This is a genomic window from Umezawaea sp., assembly GCF_057122925.1.
Genome location: NZ_DBNGPQ010000179.1, coordinates 39,959 through 57,718, shown reverse-complemented (window position 1 = coordinate 57,718; position 17,760 = coordinate 39,959). Strand labels below are relative to the sequence as shown.

Genomic DNA, 17,760 nt, shown 5'->3' with positions numbered 1-17,760 from the left:
CCTCGGAAAGCCTCGGAGTGACGCGTTCGCGCGGGGTCTCCACGGTTCGCACAGCCCTCCTCCCGGTCGTCTACTGACCGGTAATCACCCGATCGAGCGACGTTATCAGCCTGTGACCTATGACGGTCGCGGCCATCTGAGGGCGAAGTGTGTCACAGCTCACGACCGTTCAACTCCGGTGCGTAGCCCTTGACTGTTAACTCTTACTCAAAGTAATGAAACGATCACCGGATCGGGAATGTTGCCAGTTGATCACTGCGGTGATCAGCCGGTTGTTCCCGGGGTCGACGGAGGCGCGGTCGTCGTCCGCTCGGTCGTCTCCGGACCGGACTGCCCGGTGGTCGACGGCGCAGGCGTGGACGGCCGCGTCGTGCCGCTCGGCGAACTCGGCCCGGTCGTCGTCGGCGGCGGCTCCGCGGTCGACGTCGTGCTCGGCGGCGCCGTGGTGCCCGAGGGGTCCGGAACGTCCGGTGTGGACGTCACCGAGGGGGCGGGCGGGGTGTCCCGGCGCTCGGTCGGCTGCCCCACGACCGCGCCCAGGCTCGTGCCCTCATCGCCCCCGGAGAGCGGGGCGCCGCGCACCCACTCGATCCCCGTGACGGCCAGCATCCCCAGCACGAACACCAGCACCGCCCCGGCCGCGACCTTGGGCCAGCGCCGGGTTCGTGACGTCTTGTCCCCTGTGTCCACTTCGGTCTCGGGAGTGCCCCCGTCGGCGTCGGTGGCCTCGCTCTCCGACGCCGTCTCGCCCGCGACGGGCTTGACCACCCACGCCTTGCTGCCGACCCGCCGCACCGACTCGCGGGTCCGTTCGATCGAGCTCTGGTACAGCGCGCCGCCGATCGTGCTGACGACGCTCGCCACGGCGGCGCCCGCGATCGTGCCCGCGACGTTCAACTGCGATCCCAAGAAGGCCGCGGTCACCGCGGCCAGCGCTCCCGCGGCGATCTGCGCGGGCTTGAGGTCCAGACCGGTCTTCTTCTCGTTCTCCTCGCTCATGATCCTCAACAGATAGGCGGTTTCCTGCTCGTCCGAACACTGGACGGGTCGGCCGCCGAACCGGTTGGCCCAACGTGAGGACGACCACGCATCATCTCCTCGTGCGCCTGGTCACGATTTCCGACATCCGGGCGGCGGCCGAGATCGTGGCCCCCGCCGTGCTGCGAACCCCGCTGCTCCCGTGCGCGTGGGGCGACCCCGACCGCCCGCTGTGGCTCAAACCGGAGAACCTCCAGCCCGTCGGCGCCTTCAAGATCCGCGGCGCCTACCACGCCCTGGCCCGCCTCCCCCGAGACGTCCGAGCGCTCGGCGTCGTCGCCTACTCCAGCGGCAACCACGCGCAGGCCGTCGCCTACGCCGCGAAGCTGTTCGGCGTGCCCGCGGCGATCGTGGTGCCCGACGGCACGCCGCAGGTCAAGATCGACGCCACGCTGTCGCACGGCGCCGAGGTCCACGTCGTACCGGTGACCGAGCGCGAGTCCCGCGCCCGCTACCTCGCCCACCAGCGCGGATCGACGCTCATCCCGCCCTTCGACCACGTCGACGTCATCGCCGGGCAGGGCACCGCGGGCCTGGAGGTCGCCGAGGACCTGCCCGACGTCGAGACCGTCCTGGTGCCCGTCAGCGGCGGCGGCCTGATCGCGGGCGTGGCCGTGGCGATCAAGGCCCTCTGCCCGGACGCGCGCGTCATCGGCGTCGAGCCCGCGCTGGCCGCCGACGCCGCCGACAGCCTCCGCGCGGGCCGACGCTCCGCCTCCTGGCCGCCCGCGCTGCGCGCCAGGACGATCGCCGACGGCCTGCGCGCCGAACCGTCCGAGCTGACGTTCGGGCACATGCGCGAACTGGTCGACGGGATCGTCACCGTCACCGAGGACGAGATCCGCGCCGCCGTGGCCCTGCTCGCCAACCGGTCGCGGCTGGTCGCCGAGCCGAGCGGCGCCGTGGCCGTCGCCGCGTACCTGAACCGCCGCGCCGAGCTGCCGCTGGGCAGGACGGTGGCCGTCGTGTCCGGCGGCAACCTCGACCCGGCGCTGCTGGCCGAGCTGCTGGCGGTCTAGCGCCGTCAGGCCCGCACGTGGGTGGGCGGCGCGTCGACGCCGCAGGAGTGGCAGTCGCCCGGTCCCGGCCGCTCCGGGTCGGGGCGCGGGGTGTCGCGCATCGTCGAGTTGTCCGTGCCGAGGGCGAGCAGGCCGCCGAGCGCCGCGGCGGCGGCGCAGATCAGCAGGGCCCTCTGCCAGCTCGCGGTCATGGCGACGGGGTCGGTGTAGCCGGTGCCGGTGAGGCCCGAGAGAGCGGGCAGGGCGGCCACGGCGACGAGGCTGCCGGTGCGGGCCACGGCGTTGTTGACGCCGGACGCGACGCCGGCGTGGCGGTCGGGGGCGGCGGCCAGGACGGTGGCCGTCACGGGGGCGACGACGGTGGCCAGGCCGAGGCCGAAGACGGCGATGCCGGGCAGGACACCGGTGAGGTAGGTCGCGCCGGGCTCGGCGTTGCGGAGCAGGAGCATCCCGGCGGCGACCAGGAGCGGGCCGACCACGAGCTGGGCGCGGGGGCCGACGCGCTGCGCGAGCCTGCCGGAGCGGGCGGACAGGAGCAGCATGACGACCGTGATCGGCAGGCCCGCCAGCCCGGCCGCGGTCGGCGAGTAGTCCAGCGACACCTGGAGCTGGAGGATCATCAGCACCATCACGCCGCCGAGCGCGGCGTACATCAGGAACGTCAGCGCGTTGGCCAGCACGAACGTCCGGTTCGCGAAGAGCTCCGGCGGCACGAGCGGCGTGCGGCCCCTGGCCTGGAGCAGGCCGAAGGCGACCAGGCCCGCGATGCCGACGACGGCCGCGCCGACCACGAGGGGGTCACCGGCCCCGCGGGCCGGGGCTTCCACGAGGGCGCCGGTGACGCCCGCGAGCCCGAGGGCTCCGACGACGGAGCCGAGGACGTTCGGGTGGCCGGTCAGGGTCTCGTCGCGCGACTCCGGCACGTACCGGCGGGCCATCCACACGCACACCAGCGCGATCGGCACGTTGATCAGGAACGCCAGCCGCCACGACCCGGCCTGCACGAGCAGCCCGCCCGCGAGCGGGCCGACGGCCGCCGCGATGCCGCCCAGGCCAGACCACGCCCCGATGGCTCGCGACCGGTCCTGGCGGGCGAACGTCGACTGGAGGATCGCGAGCGAGCCCGGCGTCAGCAGCGCGCCGCCGACGCCCTGGAGGATCCGGGCGGCGACCAGCAGCTCCGTCGTGGGCGCGAGGCCGCACAGCAGCGACGCCGCGCCGAACCACAGGACGCCGAAGGTGAAGACCCGGCGGCGGCCGTACCGGTCGCCGAGCGACCCGGCGACCAGGATCAGCGCCGCGAGCGACAGCAGGTACCCGTTGAGGATCCACTGGAGGCCCGCGACCGACGCGTCCAGCTCCTCGCCGATCTTCGGCAGGGCGACGTTGACGATCGTGCTGTCCAGCATCGCCATGCCCGAGCCGACGATGGTGGTCGCCAGCACGGCCCTGGCCCTCGGCGTGCCCCAGACGATCACTTCGGTGGTCCCCACGGCGTCATTGTGACCCCGTTCGGCCGCTCGGGCTGCGCCGGGACGACGTCCCCGGTATTCGGAATCCCTATGGGTCGACGGGGATCGGTCGCGTGTTTTTCACCCTTTGAGACGCCTCGGAGGACTGGCGGCCAGTTCGTCGGGAGCCGAAGCCCCAGCCGGACGTGGTGCGTCGACGTGTCCCGGACGAGCCGAAACCGGCGGGCGACCCCGGTCGGAATCGGGGCGCACCCGACCGGGAAGGTCTCCTGATTCGACGGCACCGGGAAGGTCCGACGGTTTCGAAGTCCATCGTCAAACCGGATAGGCGAATTTGTGTCACATTGCCCGAAAGGTCGCGGCACCGCGTCAACCGGATCGATCTGACCAGCGTCGACACTGGTTATTACCATTCCACCGAATGGCCGCCCGGCGCGGGGAAAAGCCGCCCCGCTCGTGAGCGGGGCGGCTCTCCGGTAAAACCGGAAATCAGCCCGCGGGCCTGTTCAGCGTGGCCACGAACTTGTACCGGTCCCCCCGGTACACGCTTCGCACCCACTCCACGGGATTGCCCTCGGTGTCGAACGAGTGCCGCGACAGCAGCAGCATCGGCAGGCCGATGTCCGCGCCGAGGAGCTCGGCCTCCTCGGGACTGGCCAGCGCGGTCTCGATCGTCTCCTCGGCGTGACCCATCTCGACGCCGAACCGCTCGCGAAGCACCTGGTAGAGCGAGGTTCCAGGGGCGAGGTAGCGGCGGAGGCCGCGGAAGCGGCCGAGCGCGAGGTGGGTCGTCTCGATGGCCATCGGCTCGTCGTCGGCCAGCCGCAGGCGGTGCAGCCTGAGCACCTTGGCGCCCGCCCGGACGCCGAGGAACCTGGCCAGCTCCGCCTCCGCGGGCAGCTCGGACGCCTCGATCAGGCGTGACGACGGCTTGCGGCCCTGCGCCCGCATGTCCTCTGTGTACGAAGACAGCTGGAGGCGCTGCGCGACCTTGGGCTCCGCCGCGAAGGTTCCCTTGCCCTGCACCCTGAGCAGCCGTCCTTCGACGGTCAGCTCCGCAAGCGCTTGGCGCACCGTGGTGCGGGAAACGTCGAAGTCAGCGGCCAGGGACCGTTCGGTCGGAATGGGGGATCCCGGCGGCAGCGCGCGCAACAGGTCCAGCAGGTGCCGCTTGAGTCCCCAGTACTTCGGCTCGCGTTGCGCACGAGACCTGGCGTCCACGCCTGCTCCAGGCGTCGTCTCCAGCATGGCCTTCCTCCTCGTACAGCATCGCGGCTCCACCCACAGGATGCCTTGTCCGCGCCGGATCGTGCGTTCGAACCCCCGACAAGCCATAGGAAATTCGTCGGATGACTTTGCAACGTCTCGGCAACGTCCTTGACAGGGGCTGTGGCGCGGCACACTCTAGGCCGCATTGGTCTACACCACTTGGCTGGTCCCGGTCGACGGTTGACCGGGCTTCTGAAAGGGCGCAAACGTGAAGGGCTGGAGAGGACTTGCCGTTGGTGCCGCCGCACTGGCGGTAACCGTGGCCGGATGTGGCACGAGCCCGTCGGGTACGACGGCCGCTGAGTCGAGCGGCCCGAAGACCCTGACGGTCTGGCTGATGGACGGCTCCGCGCCGACCACGCTGACCGACGCCTTGCACAAGGAGTTCCAGGACTCGAACAAGGACGTCACGGTCAAGTACGAGGTCCAGAAGTGGGGCGGCATCCAGGAGAAGCTGACCACCGCGCTGACCAGCAACACCCCGCCGGACGTCATCGAGCTCGGCAACACCCAGACGCCGAAGTTCGCGTCCGAGGGCACGCTGCTCGACCTGACCGGTGACGCCGCCAACCTCAACGGCGGCGAGTGGCTCGGCGGCCTCAAGGACTCCCTGACGTGGGAGGACAAGCAGTACGGCCTGCCGTTCTACGCGTCGAACCGCACCGTCATCTACCGGACGGACCTGTTCGAGGCCGCGGGCATCACCGCGCCCCCCACCTCGCGCGACGAGTGGCTGGCCGCGATCGAGAAGCTGAAGACCGCCAACGCGTCCAACCCGGACTTCCAGGCGCTCTACCTGCCGGGTCAGTCCTGGTACTCCCTGCTGTCGTTCATCTGGGACGAGGGCGGCGACGTCGCGAAGAAGGACGGCGACAAGTTCGTCGGCACGCTGGACAGCGCCCAGGCCAAGGCGGGCGTGGACTTCTACAAGAAGCTCGTCGACGCCTCCGGCACCAAGGCCCCGAAGGACACCGACGAGGCCAAGCCGCAGCAGATGGAGGTCTTCGGCACGGGCAACGTGGCGATGATGATCGGTCTGCCGTGGGAGCTGGGCGGCGCCGTCAAGGCCAACCCGGACCTGGAGAAGAAGACCTCCGCGTTCCCCGTCCCGTCCAAGACCGCGGGCAAGACCGCTCCCGTGTTCCTCGGCGGCTCGAACCTGGCCATCCCGGCCGGTAGCAAGAACGTGGACCTGGCCAAGGGCTACCTGAAGCTGCTCAGCAGCAAGAAGTACCAGGACCAGCTCGGCGCCGCGGGCACCGTGCCCGGCACCTCGAAGGACACCGCTTCGCTGTCGGCCAACCCGGTCGGCAAGGCGCTCGCCGCCTCCTCGGTCAACGGCAAGGTCACCCCGGCCACGCCGAAGTGGGCCGCTGTCGAGGCCGGTCAGAACCCGCTGAAGGACATGCTCACCGCGTACCTCACCGGCGCGAAGAGCCTGGACCAGGCGACCGCTGACGCCAACACCGCGCTCAACGCGTTGCTCGGCGGCTGACGACCAGCGATGACGGCCGTTGAAACGACCGACGCCGCGGTGCCGGTGAGGAACTCCTCACCGGCACCGCGGCGTGCCGTTGCGGGCGGCGCGAGGCGCCGCCGGGGTAGCGCCTTCGACCGGCTGCTGCCGTACCTGCTGCTGGCCCCCGCCGTGCTCGGCATCCTCTGGCTGATCGGTTTTCCGGTCGTCTCGGTGGTGGTGACCAGTTTCCGCAAGCTCGACCTGGGTGAGCTCGTCCGGGGCGAGATCGTCTGGGTCGGCCTGGACAACTACACCAAGGTCCTCTCCGACCCGCGCTTCTGGGAGATCACCGTCCGCACGGTGGTCTTCACGGCCGCCGTGGTGGCCGCGTCCGTGGTCGTGGGCCTCGCCATCGCGCTGCTGATGCGCCAGCTCAGCACCCCGATCCGCATCCTGCTCCAGGTCTGCATGCTGCTGGCGTGGGCGATGCCGATCATCGCGTCGACCACGGTCTACCAGTGGATCTTCGACCAGCAGTACGGGATCCTGAACAAGATCCTGGTGAAGCTCGGCTTCGACTTCGCCGGGTACTCGTGGTTCTCCACGGGCACCGCGACCCTCTCGGTGATCGGGCTGCTCATCGTCTGGCAGGCGATCCCCTTCCTCGCCTTCTCCCTGTACGCGGGCGTCATCGGCGTCCCCGCCGACCTCTACGAGGCGGCGGGCATCGACGGCGCGACGGCGTGGCAGACGTTCCGCGCGGTCACGTGGCCCGAGCTGAAGCCCCTGCTGATGATGGTGACGTTCCTGTCGCTGCTCTGGGACTTCAAGGTCTTCACCCAGATCTGGGTGTTCAAGGAGGGCGGGCCGAGCGGCGGTTCCACGACGCTGCCGGTCCTCCAGTACCTGGAGGGCATCTCGCAGAGCCACTTCGGCGTGGCCGCGGCGGTGAGCGTGCTCATGGTCGTCATCCTGACCCTGCTGACGGTGACCTACCTGCGGAAGCTGCTCCAGACCCAGGAGGGCAAGCTGTGAACGCGAAGAAGGTGTCGGCGAACGTCGTCGCGGTGCTGATCGCCGCGTTCTTCGCCTTCCCCACCTACTGGATGGTCACGACGGCCCTCAAGCCGAAGAAGGACCTGCTCTCCAGCGACTTCGACCTGATCCCGTCGTCGGTGACGAACAGCAACTTCGTCACCGCGTGGACCAAGCCGGGCTTCCTCCAGTCGCTGGGCAACAGCCTGCTCGTCTCGCTGTCCGCCGTCGTGGCGGCGCTGGTGATCGGCCTGCTGGCCGCGCTCGCGCTGTCCCGCATGCGCTTCCGCGGCCGCAAGGGCTTCGTGATGCTCATGCTGGTCGCCCAGATGGCGCCGTTCGAGGCTCTGCTGATCCCGATGTTCCTGATGATGCGCGACCTCGGCCTCTACGAGCAGCTGTCGTCGCTGGTCCTCATCTACTTCGCGGTGACGCTGCCGTTCTGCGCGTGGACGTTGCGCGGTTTCGTGAACGGCATCCCGATCGAGCTGGAGGAGGCCGCGATGGTCGACGGCTGCGGCCGGTGGGGCGCGTTCCGGCGCGTCACGCTGCCGCTGCTCGGCCCCGGCCTCGTGGCCACGTCGGTGTTCGCGTTCATCACGGCGTGGAACGAGTTCCTGTTCGCCAAGGTCATGGTCCGCGCCGAGGACAAGGAGACCCTGCCCGTGTGGCTGAGCGGCTTCCAGTCCGCGTTCGGCACCGACTGGGGCGGCGCGATGGCCGCGTCCGCCCTGTTCACCGTGCCCGTGCTCGTGTTCTTCCTCATCGTCCAGCGGAAGATGGTCACCGGTGTCACCGCCGGTGCCGTGAAGGGATAGAGAGCGCATGTCGCTGCACCGGCTCGCGGCCGCCGTACTGCTACCGGGTTTCCACGGGACCACCGCTCCGGACTGGTTGCTCGAGCGCGTGACCGGCGGGTTGGGCGGCGTCGTGCTGTTCGGCCGCAACGTCGTGGACGACGAGCAGGTCACCGCGTTGAACGCGCAGCTGCGCGCGGCGCGCGGCGACGTGGTCATCGGCATCGACGAGGAGGGCGGGGACGTCACCCGCCTGGACGCGGGCAAGGGCTCGGAGGTGCCGGGCAACCACGCGCTGGGCGCCACCGGCGACGTGGACCTGACCAGGCAGGTGGCGGCCAGCATCGGCGCCCGCCTGGCGGCCTGCGGCGTCACGGTCAACCTGGCGCCTTCGGCGGACCTCGTGCTCACCCTGGACGACCCGATCATCGGCGTCCGGGCGTTCGGCTCGGACCCGGTCGTCTCGGGCGAGCACGTGGCGGCGTTCGTGGAGGGCCAGCAGGTCTACGGCGTGGCGGCGTGCGCCAAGCACTTCCCCGGCCACGGCGCCTCCACGGCCGACTCGCACCGGGAACTGCCGGTGCTGCCCAGGACCGTCGCGGAGCTGAACGCGGTGGAGCTGGTGCCGTTCCGCGCGGCCGTCGCGGCCGGTGTCCGCTCGATCATGACCGGCCACCTGGTCGTCCCGGAGTGGGGCGAGGCCCCGGCCACCCTGAACCCGAAGGCCGTCGCGGTCCTGCGCGACGAGCTGGGCTTCACCGGCGCGATCATCACCGACGGCCTGGACATGAAGGCCGTGGGCGGCGACCTCGCCCAGGGCTCCGTGCGGGCGCTGGCCGCGGGTGTGGACGCCCTCTGCCTCGGTGGCGAGCCGCTGGACGACGACGGCCTCCAGCGGCTGGTCGACAGCATCGTGGCCGCCGTGGAGGCGGGTGAGCTGTCCCGCGAGCGCCTGGAGGAGGCCGCGGCCCGCACCGCGGCGCTGGGCGCCCCGCCCGCGCAGGTCGAGGGCCACGACGCCGAGATCGGGCTGCTGGCGGCCCGCAGGGCAGTCGAGGTGACCGGTGAACTGGTCATTACCGGTCCAGTGCTGGTGGTCGACCTGGTCGTGGCACCGTCCGAAGCCGTCGGCGAGGTGCCGTGGGGTCTCGGCCCGTACCTGACCGACCTCCTCGACGGAACGGAAGTGCTGGCCACGGCCTCGGCGAGCGCCGAGCAGATCGCCGGGGTGGCCGACGGCAGGACCGTGATCGTGGTGACGCGGGAGGCCCACCGCCACGCCTGGGCTCGCGATCTGGTCACCGACATGCTTAAAATTGGTCTGGACCTAGTGCACGTCGAAACCGGCGTGCCCGGCCCCGACCTGGGCACAGTCGCCCGCGTGAACACCCACGGCGGTTCACGGGTGTGCCTGCGCGCCGCGGCAGAGCGCATCGCCTCCAGCCGCCTCTCGACCACCTGACAGGGGTTTATTGGGATGACCGAGCAGCAGCCCGGCAGGCACATGGCAGCGGAGATCGCGCAGCAACCGGCGATCTTCTCCGGCCTCATCGAGCGGCGCGCGGAGATCGCCGAGGTCGCGGCGGTGGTCCGCGAGCGCGCACCCCGGTTCGTCCTCTTCGCGGCCAGGGGCTCCAGCGACCACGCCGCCCTCTACGCGAAGTACCTCACCGAGGTCCTGCTGCAACTCCCGGCAGGCCTGGTCTCCCCGTCCACCACCACGCTCTACGGCGGCAAGCCCGACCTGCGCGACGTGCTCGTGGTGTCGGTCAGCCAGAGCGGCGGCTCCCCGGACCTCCTGGAGGTCACCCAGGCGGCCCGCGCGCAGGGCGCGCTGACCGTGGCCGTCACGAACACCTCGGACTCCCCGCTCAACGGCGCGGCGGAACTCTCGGTGGACGTCGGCGCGGGCGTGGAGCACGCGGTGGCGGCGACCAAGACCTACTCGGCGACGCTCCTGGCCCTGTACCTGCTCTTCGACGCCATCCGCGGCGGCGACGGGAAGCACGCGGCGAACCTCGGCGACCTCGCCCGGTCCACCCTCGACGCCTCGACCGACGCGGTGACCGAGGCCGTGCGCCGCTACCGCTTCGTGGACCGCGTGCTCACCACGGGCCGGGGCTTCTCGCTGCCGACCGCGCTGGAGGCCGCGCTGAAGCTCGCGGAGACCAGCTACCTGGGTGCCCGCGCCTACTCGGGCGCGGACCTCCTGCACGGTCCGGTGGCCGCCGTGGACGGCGAGACGGCCGTCCTGGCGGTGACCAGCACCGGCAAGGGAGGCGACGCCCTGCACGAGGTCCTGGACGTGGTCCACGGGCGCGGCGCGGACGTGCTGGCCGTGGGGTCGGCGGCCGACAAGGTGTCGGCGGCCCTGCGCATCCCGGTGGCGGAGACCGCCGAGGAGGTGGCCCCGATCCTGGAGATCCTGCCGATCCAGAGCCTCGCCCACGGCCTGGCGCTGGCCCGCGGCGGCGACCCGGACAGCCCGAGGGGTCTGAAGAAGGTCACCCGCACCCGCTGAGCGCACCGACGAGGGCGGGGTCTCCGGTGGAGGCCCCGCCCTCGTCGTTCGAGCCGGGAGGCCCGCGACGAAACGGGGGCCTGGCGACCCCGAGGTCACCAGGCCCCGTGAGGGCGGAGCTCACTGACCGGCGGTCGCGTACCCCACGGCCGCGGCCACCACGGCGCCCGCGTCGGCGTCGAACACCACCCGCCCGTCCACCCACACCTTCCGGGGGTTCAGGTCCTCGTCCCACCAGACCAGGTCGGCCACGGCGCCGGGCGCCAGCCGCCCGAGCCCCGACTCACCGATGGCCTCGGCCGGGATGATCGTCGCGGAGGCCAGGGCGTCGGCCACGTCCACGCCGACCGACACGATGTTCCGCACGGCCCGGTCCAGCGTCAGGGCGCTGCCCGCGATGGTGCCCTCGGGCGAGCGGGGCACGCCGTCCTCGGTGAGCAGCACGTCGGCCCCGCCGAGCTGGTAGCGGCCCGGCGGCATCCCGGCCGCGGCGACCGCGTCCGTGACCAGGGCGACCCGGTGCCCGGCGGCGTTGAACACCAGCCTGCACACGTCGGGACCCACGTGGGCCAGGTCCGCGATCAACCCCAGGGTGAAGCGCTCGTCCACCAGCGCCACGCCGGGCACGCCCGGCTCGCGGTGGCCCAGCGGGCGCTGCGCGTTGAACAGGTGCGTGACCATCCGCGCACCGGCGTCGGCCGCCGCGCGGGTCTGCGACCCCGTGGCGTCGCTGTGCCCGACGGCGACCAGGACCCCGGCCTCGGACAGCCGTCGCACGGCCTCCATCCCGCCGGGCTGCTCGGGCGCGAGCGTCACCATCCGCAACGCCCGCCGCAGGGTCTCGTCGGCCAGGAGCTGGTCGATCTCCTCGACGCCGGGTTCGACCATCAGCGCCGGGTCGTGCACCCCCGGCCTCTTGGGCGACAGGAAAGGCCCCTCGAAGTGCACGCCGAGCGGCCGGGCTCCCACGCCCTCGGGCAGGGCCGCGGAGGCGGCCAGCACCGCGCGGGCCTGCCGGATGGCCACCGGCACGGGCGCCGTGATCAGCGTGGGCAGGAACCGGGTGACCCCGGTCTGCGGCAGCGCTTCGGCGACGACCCTCATGCTCGCGGTGTCCACTTCGGCGAAGTCGACTCCGACCGCCCCGTTGATCTGGATGTCCACCAGACCGGGCGTGAGCAGTCCGTCGGCCAGCACTTCGGCGCCCACCGGCGGTTCACCGGCGACCACCTCGACGATGCGCCCGGCCCGGATTCGCACGTAGGCGGGACCGGTGATGGTGCGACCGAGTAGTGCTCGCGGGGCTGCGACAACCGTGTCCAAGGTCCCTCCTCAAATGGTCCAGACCATTATGGCGGCAAAGCACTGGTTTAGTCACGCTCGGTCGAAAGATAACCAATTAGACCATCACTGAGTGAAAGATCGCCATGGCTGGACCACGCGGACCCCACACCGATGTCTCATACTGGACACCAGACATCCGAGGTCTACTACCGAGTCGAGGGTGCCGTGGCAGTCACGGACGACGCGATCCTGCGTGTCAAAGAGATGATCGTGAGCGGGGAGCTGAAGCCGGGCGACCGCCTTCCGCGCGAAGCGGACCTGGCTGAGCGGCTGGGACTGTCGCGGAACTCCCTCCGCGAGGCCGTCAAGGCCCTGTCACTCGTCCGAGTGCTCGACGTGCGGCAGGGCGACGGGACGTACGTCTCCAGCCTGCGCGCGGACGACCTCCTCGGAGCCCTGTCGTTCGTGCTGGACCTGCACCGCGGCGAGGACTCGGTCCTGGAGGTCCTCCAGGTGCGGCGGATCCTCGAACCGGCGGCGTCCGCGCTCGCCGCCCAGCGGATCACCCCGGAGGAGGTCGCCGTCCTCCGAGCGATGTGCGACGCGGGCGAGAACGCGAAGTCGGTCGAGGAACTGGTCGAGCACGACCTGGAGTTCCACCGCGCCATCGCCCGCGGCTCCGGCAACGCCTACCTGGCCCAGCTGCTGGACACCCTCGCGGGCCCGACCGTCCGCGTGCGGATCTGGCGCGGCATAGCGCAGGCGGGCGCGGCCGAGCGCACCATCGCCGAGCACCGGGCGATCGTGGACGCGCTGGCGCTGCGGGAAACCGAACTCGCCCGCTCCTGGACCACGGTGCACGTCGCGGGAGTGGAGCAGTGGCTGTCCGACCTGGCCTAGCCGTGGGGCGCCGGTCCCGGCGCCCCCCCACCCCCCGGCAGCCGGTCCCGTCCTGCGGTGCCAAGCCGTAGACCCCGGTCGCGGTGCCCGCGAAGACCATCGCGCGCTCGGCCCCCGACAGCTCGCCGGTCAGCTCCCGCGCCGCCGCCACGACGTCGGCGTACTCCGCCGCCAGCAGGCACACCGGCCAGTCCGACCCGAACATCAGCCGCTCCGGCCCGAACGCGTCCAGCACGACCTCGAAGCACGGCCGCAGGTCGTCCACCGTCCACCGGGCCCAGTCGGCCTCCGTGACCAGCCCGGACACCTTGCACGTCACGTTGTCGTGCGCCGCGAGCGACCTGATCGGCTCGATCCAGCCCTCCAGGTCGCCGGACGCGATCGGCGGCTTCGAGCAGTGGTCCACCACGAACCGCACGTCCGGCAGCGCGGCGGCGGTCCGCCGCGCCGCGGTGAGCTGGCCCGGCAGCGTCAGCAGCTCGTACACCAACCCGGCCCGGCCCACGGCGGCCAGCCCGCGCCGGACGTCCCCGCGGCACAACCACTCCGGGTCCGGCTCGCCCTGCACCTGGTGCCGGACGCCCCGCAGCCACGACCCGCCGCGCGCCTCCGCCAGCCCGGCGAGGGCGTCCGCCACGTCCGGCGCGGTCAGGTCCGTCCAGCCGACCACCGCGCCGACCAGCTCGGAGTCCTCGGCGACGGCCAGGAGCTCCGGCGTCTCCTCCGGCACGGTGACGGTCTGCACCAGCACCGTCCGCGTGACGCCGGAGGCCTTCGCCCGCTCGTCGAGGTCGGCCACGCCGAAGCTGCGGCGCAGGACCCCCATCGGCGGATCGGTGATCCACCCCTGGTCCCGCACGTCCAGGTCCCACAGGTGGTGGTGCGCGTCGACGATCACGGAACCGGCACCTCCGCGCCGAGCAGCCCCTCGTCCCGCAACGACGTCCACAGCTCGGCCGGGATCGGCGCGGCGAAGCTCGCCGCGTTCGACCGCATCTGCTCCGCCGTCCGCGCCCCGATCACGACGCTCGCGACGGCCGAGTGCCCGAGCGCGAACCGGATCGCCACCCGCGGCAGCGCGACCCCGTGCCCGTCGCACACCGCGGCGATCCTCCGGGCCCGGTCCAGCACCTCGGCGGGCGCGTCGGCGTAGTCGTACTTGGCGCCGTCGGGCACCGAGGGGCGCGACAGCAGGCCGGAGTTGAAGACGCCCGCGGCCACCACGGGCACCCCGCGCTCCAGGCACAGCGGCAGGAACTCCGGCAGCGCGGTCTGCTCCAGCAGCGTGTACCGGCCCGCCAGCATCACCACGTCGACGTCGGTCTCGCGGATGAACCGGGCGGGCATCCGCCACTGGTTCATGCCGACCCCGATCGCCCCGACCACACCCTGCTCGCGCAGCTCGACCAGCGCGGGCACCCCCTCGCGGGACGCCTGCTCCCAGTGGTCGTCCGGGTCGTGCAGGTACACGACGTCGACGTGGTCGGTGCCCAGCCGCTCCAGCGACGACTCCAGCGACCGCCGCACGCCGTCCGCGCTGAAGTCCCACACCCGCCGGGACGTCGCGGGCACGGCGAACCCCTCGGCCAGGTCGTCGCCGCCGCCGTCGAACGGCTCCAGCAGCCGCCCGACCTTGGTGGAGACCACGTACTCCGACCGCGGCCGACCGGCGAGGGCCTCGCCGAGCCGCCGTTCGGACAGCCCGAGCCCGTAGTGCGGGGCGGTGTCGAAGTACCGGACCCCGCTGTCCCACGCCGCGTCCACGGCCGCGTGCGCCTGGTCGTCGGAGACCTCGCGGTACAGGTTGCCGATCGGTGCGGCACCGAACCCCAAGCGCGACAACGAAACCTTCACGGTGAACTCCTTCAGGGCGTGGGCCTCAGCCGCAGTCCGTGCATGCCGCCGTCGACGGCGAGGATCGTGCCCGTCGTCGACCCCGACAGCGGCGAGGCCAGGTACGCCACGGCACCGGCGACCTCGTCGGCCGACACGAGCCGACCGTGCGGCTGGCGGGCCTCCAGCGAGGCGCGCTCGGCGTCCGGGTCCGGCGCGGCGTCGAGCAGCCGCCCGATCCACGGGGTGTCGGCGGTGCCGGGGGCGACCGCGTTGACCCGGATGCCCTCGCGCACGTGGTCCGCGGCCATGGCCAGCGTCAACGCGTGCACCGCGCCCTTGCTGGCCGAGTACAGCGCGCGCTGCGGCAGCCCGGCCCACGCCGCGACGGAGCAGGTGTTCACGATCGCCGCGGACGGCGACTCGCGCAGGTGCGGCAGCGCCGCCCGCGACACCCTGACCATGCCGAGCACGTTCACGTCGAGCACCCTGCGCCACTCGTCGTCGGAGTTCGCCGCCACGTCGCCCTGCGCGCCGATGCCCGCGTTGTTCACCACGACGTCGATGCGGCCGAACTCCTCGACGACGGCGGCCACGGCGGCCCGCACGCCCTCGTCGTCGGTCACGTCCGCGGTGAGGCCGAGCAGCGGGGCCCCGACGCCGTCGGCGTCGAGGTCCAGGCAGGCCACCCGCGCGCCGCGCGAGGCGAGCAGCGTCGCGGTCGCCAGGCCGATCCCGGACGCGCCACCGGTCACCACGGCGACCAGGTCGGTGAAGTCGGTCATGACGCCTCCGTTGCCAGGGCCGTCCACACCGGACCGTCGGGGTAGCGGTAGGCGGCCAGCGTCTCGTCCTTGAGCCGTGCGGAGAACCCCGGCAGGGTCGGTGCGAGGTACCGGCCGTCGCGCACCACGGCCGGGTCCAGGAAGTGGTCGTGCAGGTGGTCGACCCACTCGATCACGCGGTCGTCCATCGTCCCGGACACCGCCGCGTAGTCGAACATCGACAGGTGCCTGACCAGTTCGCACAGCCCGACCCCGCCCGCGTGCGGGCACACCGGGACGCCGAACTTCTTGGCCAGCAGCAGGATCGCGACGTTCTCGTTCACGCCCGCGACCCGGCACGCGTCGAGCTGGAGCACGTCGAGCGCTCCGGCCTGGAGCAGTTGCTTGAACACCACGCGGTTCTGCACGTGCTCGCCGGTCGCGACCTTGATCGGCGCGACCGCCCGAGCGACGGCCCGGTGGCCGAGGACGTCGTCCGGCGAGGTCGGCTCCTCGATCCAGTACGGGTCGTACGGCGCCAGCTCGCGCATCCAGTCGACGGCCGTGCCGACGTCCCAGCGCTGGTTGGCGTCGACCGCGACGCGGACGTCCGGGCCGACGACCTCGCGGGCGAGCTTCATCCGCCGCACGTCGTCGCCGAGGTCGCCGCCGACCTTGAGCTTGATCATCGAGAAGCCGTCGGCGACGGCCTGCCTGGCCAGCCCGGCCAGCTTGTCGTCGGAGTACCCGAGCCAGCCGGGCGAGGTCGTGTAGGCCGGGTAGCCGTCGCGCTCCAGCAGCGCGATCCGCTCGTCCCGCCCCTCCTGACCGGCGCGGAGCAGCTCCAGCGCCTCGGCGGGCGTGAGCGCGTCGGAGAGGTAGCGGAAGTCGACCAGCCCGACGACCTCCTCCGGCGTCATCGCCGCCAGGAACCGCCACAGCGGCAGTCCGGCCCGGCGCGAGGCCAGGTCCCACGCGGCGTTGACCACCGCGCCGACGGCCATGTGCACGACGCCCTTCTCCGGGCCGAGCCAGCGCAGCTGCGAGTCGCCGATCAGCTCGGCGGACAGGGCGGCGAGCGCGGCGGCGTCCTCGGGGACGGGCCTGCCGACGACGTGCGGGGCGAGCGCGCGGATCGCGGCGGCCTGCACGTCGTTGCCCCGGCCGATCGTGAACGCGAGGCCGTAGCCGTCCGGGCCGTCGTCGGTGCGCAGCACCACGTAGGCGGCCGAGTAGTCCGGGTCCGGGTTCATCGCGTCCGAGCCGTCCAGCTCGCGGGAGGTCGGGAACCGGATGTCGAGCACGTCGAGCCCGACGACGGCGGCCATGCTCAGGCCTGCCCGAACGTTTGCTTCTGCCTGCCCAGTCCCTCGATCTCCAGCTCCACCACGTCGCCCTCCCGCAGGTACGGCTTCGGGTCCGGCTGGCCGAGCGCCACGCCCGCGGGCGTGCCGGTGTTGATGAGGTCACCCGGTCGAAGGACCATGAACCGGCTCAGGTAGCGCACGACCTCGGCCACCGGGAAGATCATGTTCTTGGTGGAGGAGTCCTGCCTCGGCTCGCCGTTCACCCACAGCCGCAGGTCCAGCCGCTGGGGGTCGGCGACCTCGTCGGCGGGCACGAGGAAGGGGCCGAGCGGGTTGAACGTCTCGCAGTTCTTGCCCTTGTCCCACGTGCCGCCGCGCTCGATCTGGAACTCCCGCTCGGACACGTCGTGCGACAGCACGTACCCGGCGACGCAGGCCAGCGCGTCGGCGTCGGACTCCACGTACCGCGCGGTCCGGCCGATCACGACGCCCAGCTCGACCTCCCAGTCGGTCTTGACCGACCCGCGCGGGATGAGCACCTCGTCGTACGGGCCCACGATCGTGTCGGCCGTCTTGAGGAACACGACGGGTTCGGCGGGGATGGCCGCGCCGGTCTCCTCCGCGTGGTCGCGGTAGTTGAGGCCGATGCAGACCACCTTGCCGGGGGCCGCGATCGGCGGCCCGACGCGCAGGCCCGCCTCGTCCAGCACGGGCAGCTCACCCGCCGCCAGCGCGGCCCTCGTGGCGCCGACGCCACCCGCTTCGAGGAACCGGCCGTCGACGTCCGCGGTGAGCGGCGCGAGGTCGTACGTGCTGCCGTCGTGGCGGACCGCGGGACGTTCGGATCCCGGTTCTCCGAGACGCAAGAACTGCACGGCTGTTCCTCCTCGTCGTGACGCAATACATCGGATGTATAGCTCGCAGGGACGGTTCCCGTCTAGACCAGAGCGGCGAAGTCGTCCGATGAATGGTCCTCCAGCACGGTCACCTGCACAGGACCAGAGGCCCATCAACCCCCCGTTGGGAGGAACACCGTGCGACTGAAGGCCGGAGCGGTGCCCT

15 protein-coding genes and 1 pseudogene are annotated in these 17,760 nt (G+C 72.0%); 7 read left to right on the top strand and 9 right to left on the bottom strand.

Annotation, left to right across the window (positions count from 1 at the left end):
* Positions 1-264: 264 nt before the first annotated feature.
* Positions 265-999: a hypothetical protein gene (locus AC156L_RS40140; RefSeq protein WP_330878235.1), complete on the bottom strand. Its 735-nt coding sequence runs from the start codon at positions 997-999 to the stop codon at positions 265-267.
* A 101-nt stretch (positions 1,000-1,100) separates the two neighbouring features.
* On the opposite strand from AC156L_RS40140, the gene AC156L_RS40135 reads away from it, so the two are divergent.
* Positions 1,101-2,057, top strand: coding sequence for a threonine ammonia-lyase (locus tag AC156L_RS40135; protein WP_330878236.1), 957 nt, complete (start codon positions 1,101-1,103; stop codon positions 2,055-2,057).
* Between the two features lie 5 nt (positions 2,058-2,062).
* Here the strand turns inward: AC156L_RS40135 and AC156L_RS40130 are convergent, their stop codons facing one another.
* On the bottom strand, positions 2,063-3,550 hold the full coding sequence (locus AC156L_RS40130) for an MFS transporter (RefSeq protein ID WP_484407787.1): 1,488 nt from the start codon (positions 3,548-3,550) through the stop codon (positions 2,063-2,065).
* A gap of 468 nt (positions 3,551-4,018) precedes the next feature.
* Entirely contained in the window at positions 4,019-4,777 is a 759-nt protein-coding gene (locus AC156L_RS40125) for a GntR family transcriptional regulator (protein WP_106185379.1), read from the bottom strand.
* Between the two features lie 229 nt (positions 4,778-5,006).
* Between AC156L_RS40125 and AC156L_RS40120 the strand changes: the two genes are divergently transcribed.
* Genes AC156L_RS40120 through AC156L_RS40100 form a run of 5 tightly spaced genes read left to right on the top strand, consistent with a single transcriptional unit; the run spans position 5,007 to position 10,610 of the window.
* Positions 5,007-6,293, top strand: a complete 1,287-nt coding sequence (locus tag AC156L_RS40120) for a sugar ABC transporter substrate-binding protein (RefSeq protein WP_330878238.1) — start codon at positions 5,007-5,009, stop codon at positions 6,291-6,293.
* 9 nt (positions 6,294-6,302) lie between these two features.
* Positions 6,303-7,292: a carbohydrate ABC transporter permease gene (locus AC156L_RS40115; protein ID WP_330878239.1), complete on the top strand. Its 990-nt coding sequence runs from the start codon at positions 6,303-6,305 to the stop codon at positions 7,290-7,292.
* Complete coding sequence (locus tag AC156L_RS40110) at positions 7,289-8,110, top strand: carbohydrate ABC transporter permease (RefSeq protein WP_259624355.1); 822 nt, start codon at positions 7,289-7,291, stop codon at positions 8,108-8,110. Before AC156L_RS40115 ends, AC156L_RS40110 begins: the two co-directional genes overlap by 4 nt.
* A gap of 7 nt (positions 8,111-8,117) precedes the next feature.
* Positions 8,118-9,551 (top strand): glycoside hydrolase family 3 protein, encoded by a 1,434-nt coding sequence (locus tag AC156L_RS40105; protein ID WP_330878240.1) that lies wholly within the window; start codon positions 8,118-8,120, stop codon positions 9,549-9,551.
* 15 nt (positions 9,552-9,566) lie between these two features.
* Positions 9,567-10,610 (top strand): SIS domain-containing protein, encoded by a 1,044-nt coding sequence (locus AC156L_RS40100; protein WP_330878241.1) that lies wholly within the window; start codon positions 9,567-9,569, stop codon positions 10,608-10,610.
* 120 nt (positions 10,611-10,730) lie between these two features.
* Here AC156L_RS40100 and nagA read toward each other — a convergent pair whose 3' ends face one another.
* A complete protein-coding gene (gene nagA, locus AC156L_RS40095; protein WP_330878242.1) occupies positions 10,731-11,933 on the bottom strand; it encodes an N-acetylglucosamine-6-phosphate deacetylase in 1,203 nt (400 codons plus the stop codon).
* A gap of 186 nt (positions 11,934-12,119) precedes the next feature.
* Here nagA and AC156L_RS40090 point away from each other — a divergent pair, with 186 nt between their 5' ends.
* On the top strand, positions 12,120-12,794 hold the full coding sequence (locus AC156L_RS40090; RefSeq protein WP_330878243.1) for a FadR/GntR family transcriptional regulator: 675 nt from the start codon (positions 12,120-12,122) through the stop codon (positions 12,792-12,794).
* A 73-nt stretch (positions 12,795-12,867) separates the two neighbouring features.
* Here the strand turns inward: AC156L_RS40090 and AC156L_RS40085 are convergent.
* From AC156L_RS40085 to AC156L_RS40065, 5 genes and pseudogenes are all read right to left on the bottom strand, one after another.
* Positions 12,868-13,692 (bottom strand): annotated as a pseudogene (locus AC156L_RS40085) (amidohydrolase family protein); the annotation flags it as partial.
* A complete protein-coding gene (locus AC156L_RS40080; RefSeq protein WP_484407785.1) occupies positions 13,689-14,648 on the bottom strand; it encodes an aldo/keto reductase in 960 nt (319 codons plus the stop codon). The pseudogene AC156L_RS40085 and the gene AC156L_RS40080, both read right to left, overlap by 4 nt.
* Positions 14,649-14,659: 11 nt before the next feature.
* Positions 14,660-15,412, bottom strand: coding sequence for an SDR family NAD(P)-dependent oxidoreductase (locus AC156L_RS40075; RefSeq protein ID WP_330882442.1), 753 nt, complete (start codon positions 15,410-15,412; stop codon positions 14,660-14,662).
* Positions 15,409-16,719 (bottom strand): enolase C-terminal domain-like protein, encoded by a 1,311-nt coding sequence (locus AC156L_RS40070; RefSeq protein ID WP_330882444.1) that lies wholly within the window; start codon positions 16,717-16,719, stop codon positions 15,409-15,411. The genes AC156L_RS40075 and AC156L_RS40070 overlap by 4 nt, the downstream gene beginning before the upstream one ends.
* Before the next feature lie 2 nt (positions 16,720-16,721).
* Entirely contained in the window at positions 16,722-17,573 is an 852-nt protein-coding gene (locus AC156L_RS40065) for a fumarylacetoacetate hydrolase family protein (RefSeq protein WP_330882446.1), read from the bottom strand.
* Positions 17,574-17,760 lie beyond the last annotated feature (187 nt).

Coding starts and splice junctions, on each gene's coding strand:
- AC156L_RS40125 (WP_106185379.1), bottom strand. CDS start 4,777: ATGCTGGAGACGACGCCTGGAGCAGGCGTGGACGCCAGGTCTCGTGCG.
- AC156L_RS40115 (WP_330878239.1), top strand. CDS start 6,303: ATGACGGCCGTTGAAACGACCGACGCCGCGGTGCCGGTGAGGAACTCC.
- AC156L_RS40105 (WP_330878240.1), top strand. CDS start 8,118: ATGTCGCTGCACCGGCTCGCGGCCGCCGTACTGCTACCGGGTTTCCAC.
- AC156L_RS40075 (WP_330882442.1), bottom strand. CDS start 15,412: ATGACCGACTTCACCGACCTGGTCGCCGTGGTGACCGGTGGCGCGTCC.
- AC156L_RS40140 (WP_330878235.1), bottom strand. CDS start 999: ATGAGCGAGGAGAACGAGAAGAAGACCGGTCTGGACCTCAAGCCCGCG.
- AC156L_RS40070 (WP_330882444.1), bottom strand. CDS start 16,719: ATGGCCGCCGTCGTCGGGCTCGACGTGCTCGACATCCGGTTCCCGACC.
- AC156L_RS40100 (WP_330878241.1), top strand. CDS start 9,567: ATGACCGAGCAGCAGCCCGGCAGGCACATGGCAGCGGAGATCGCGCAG.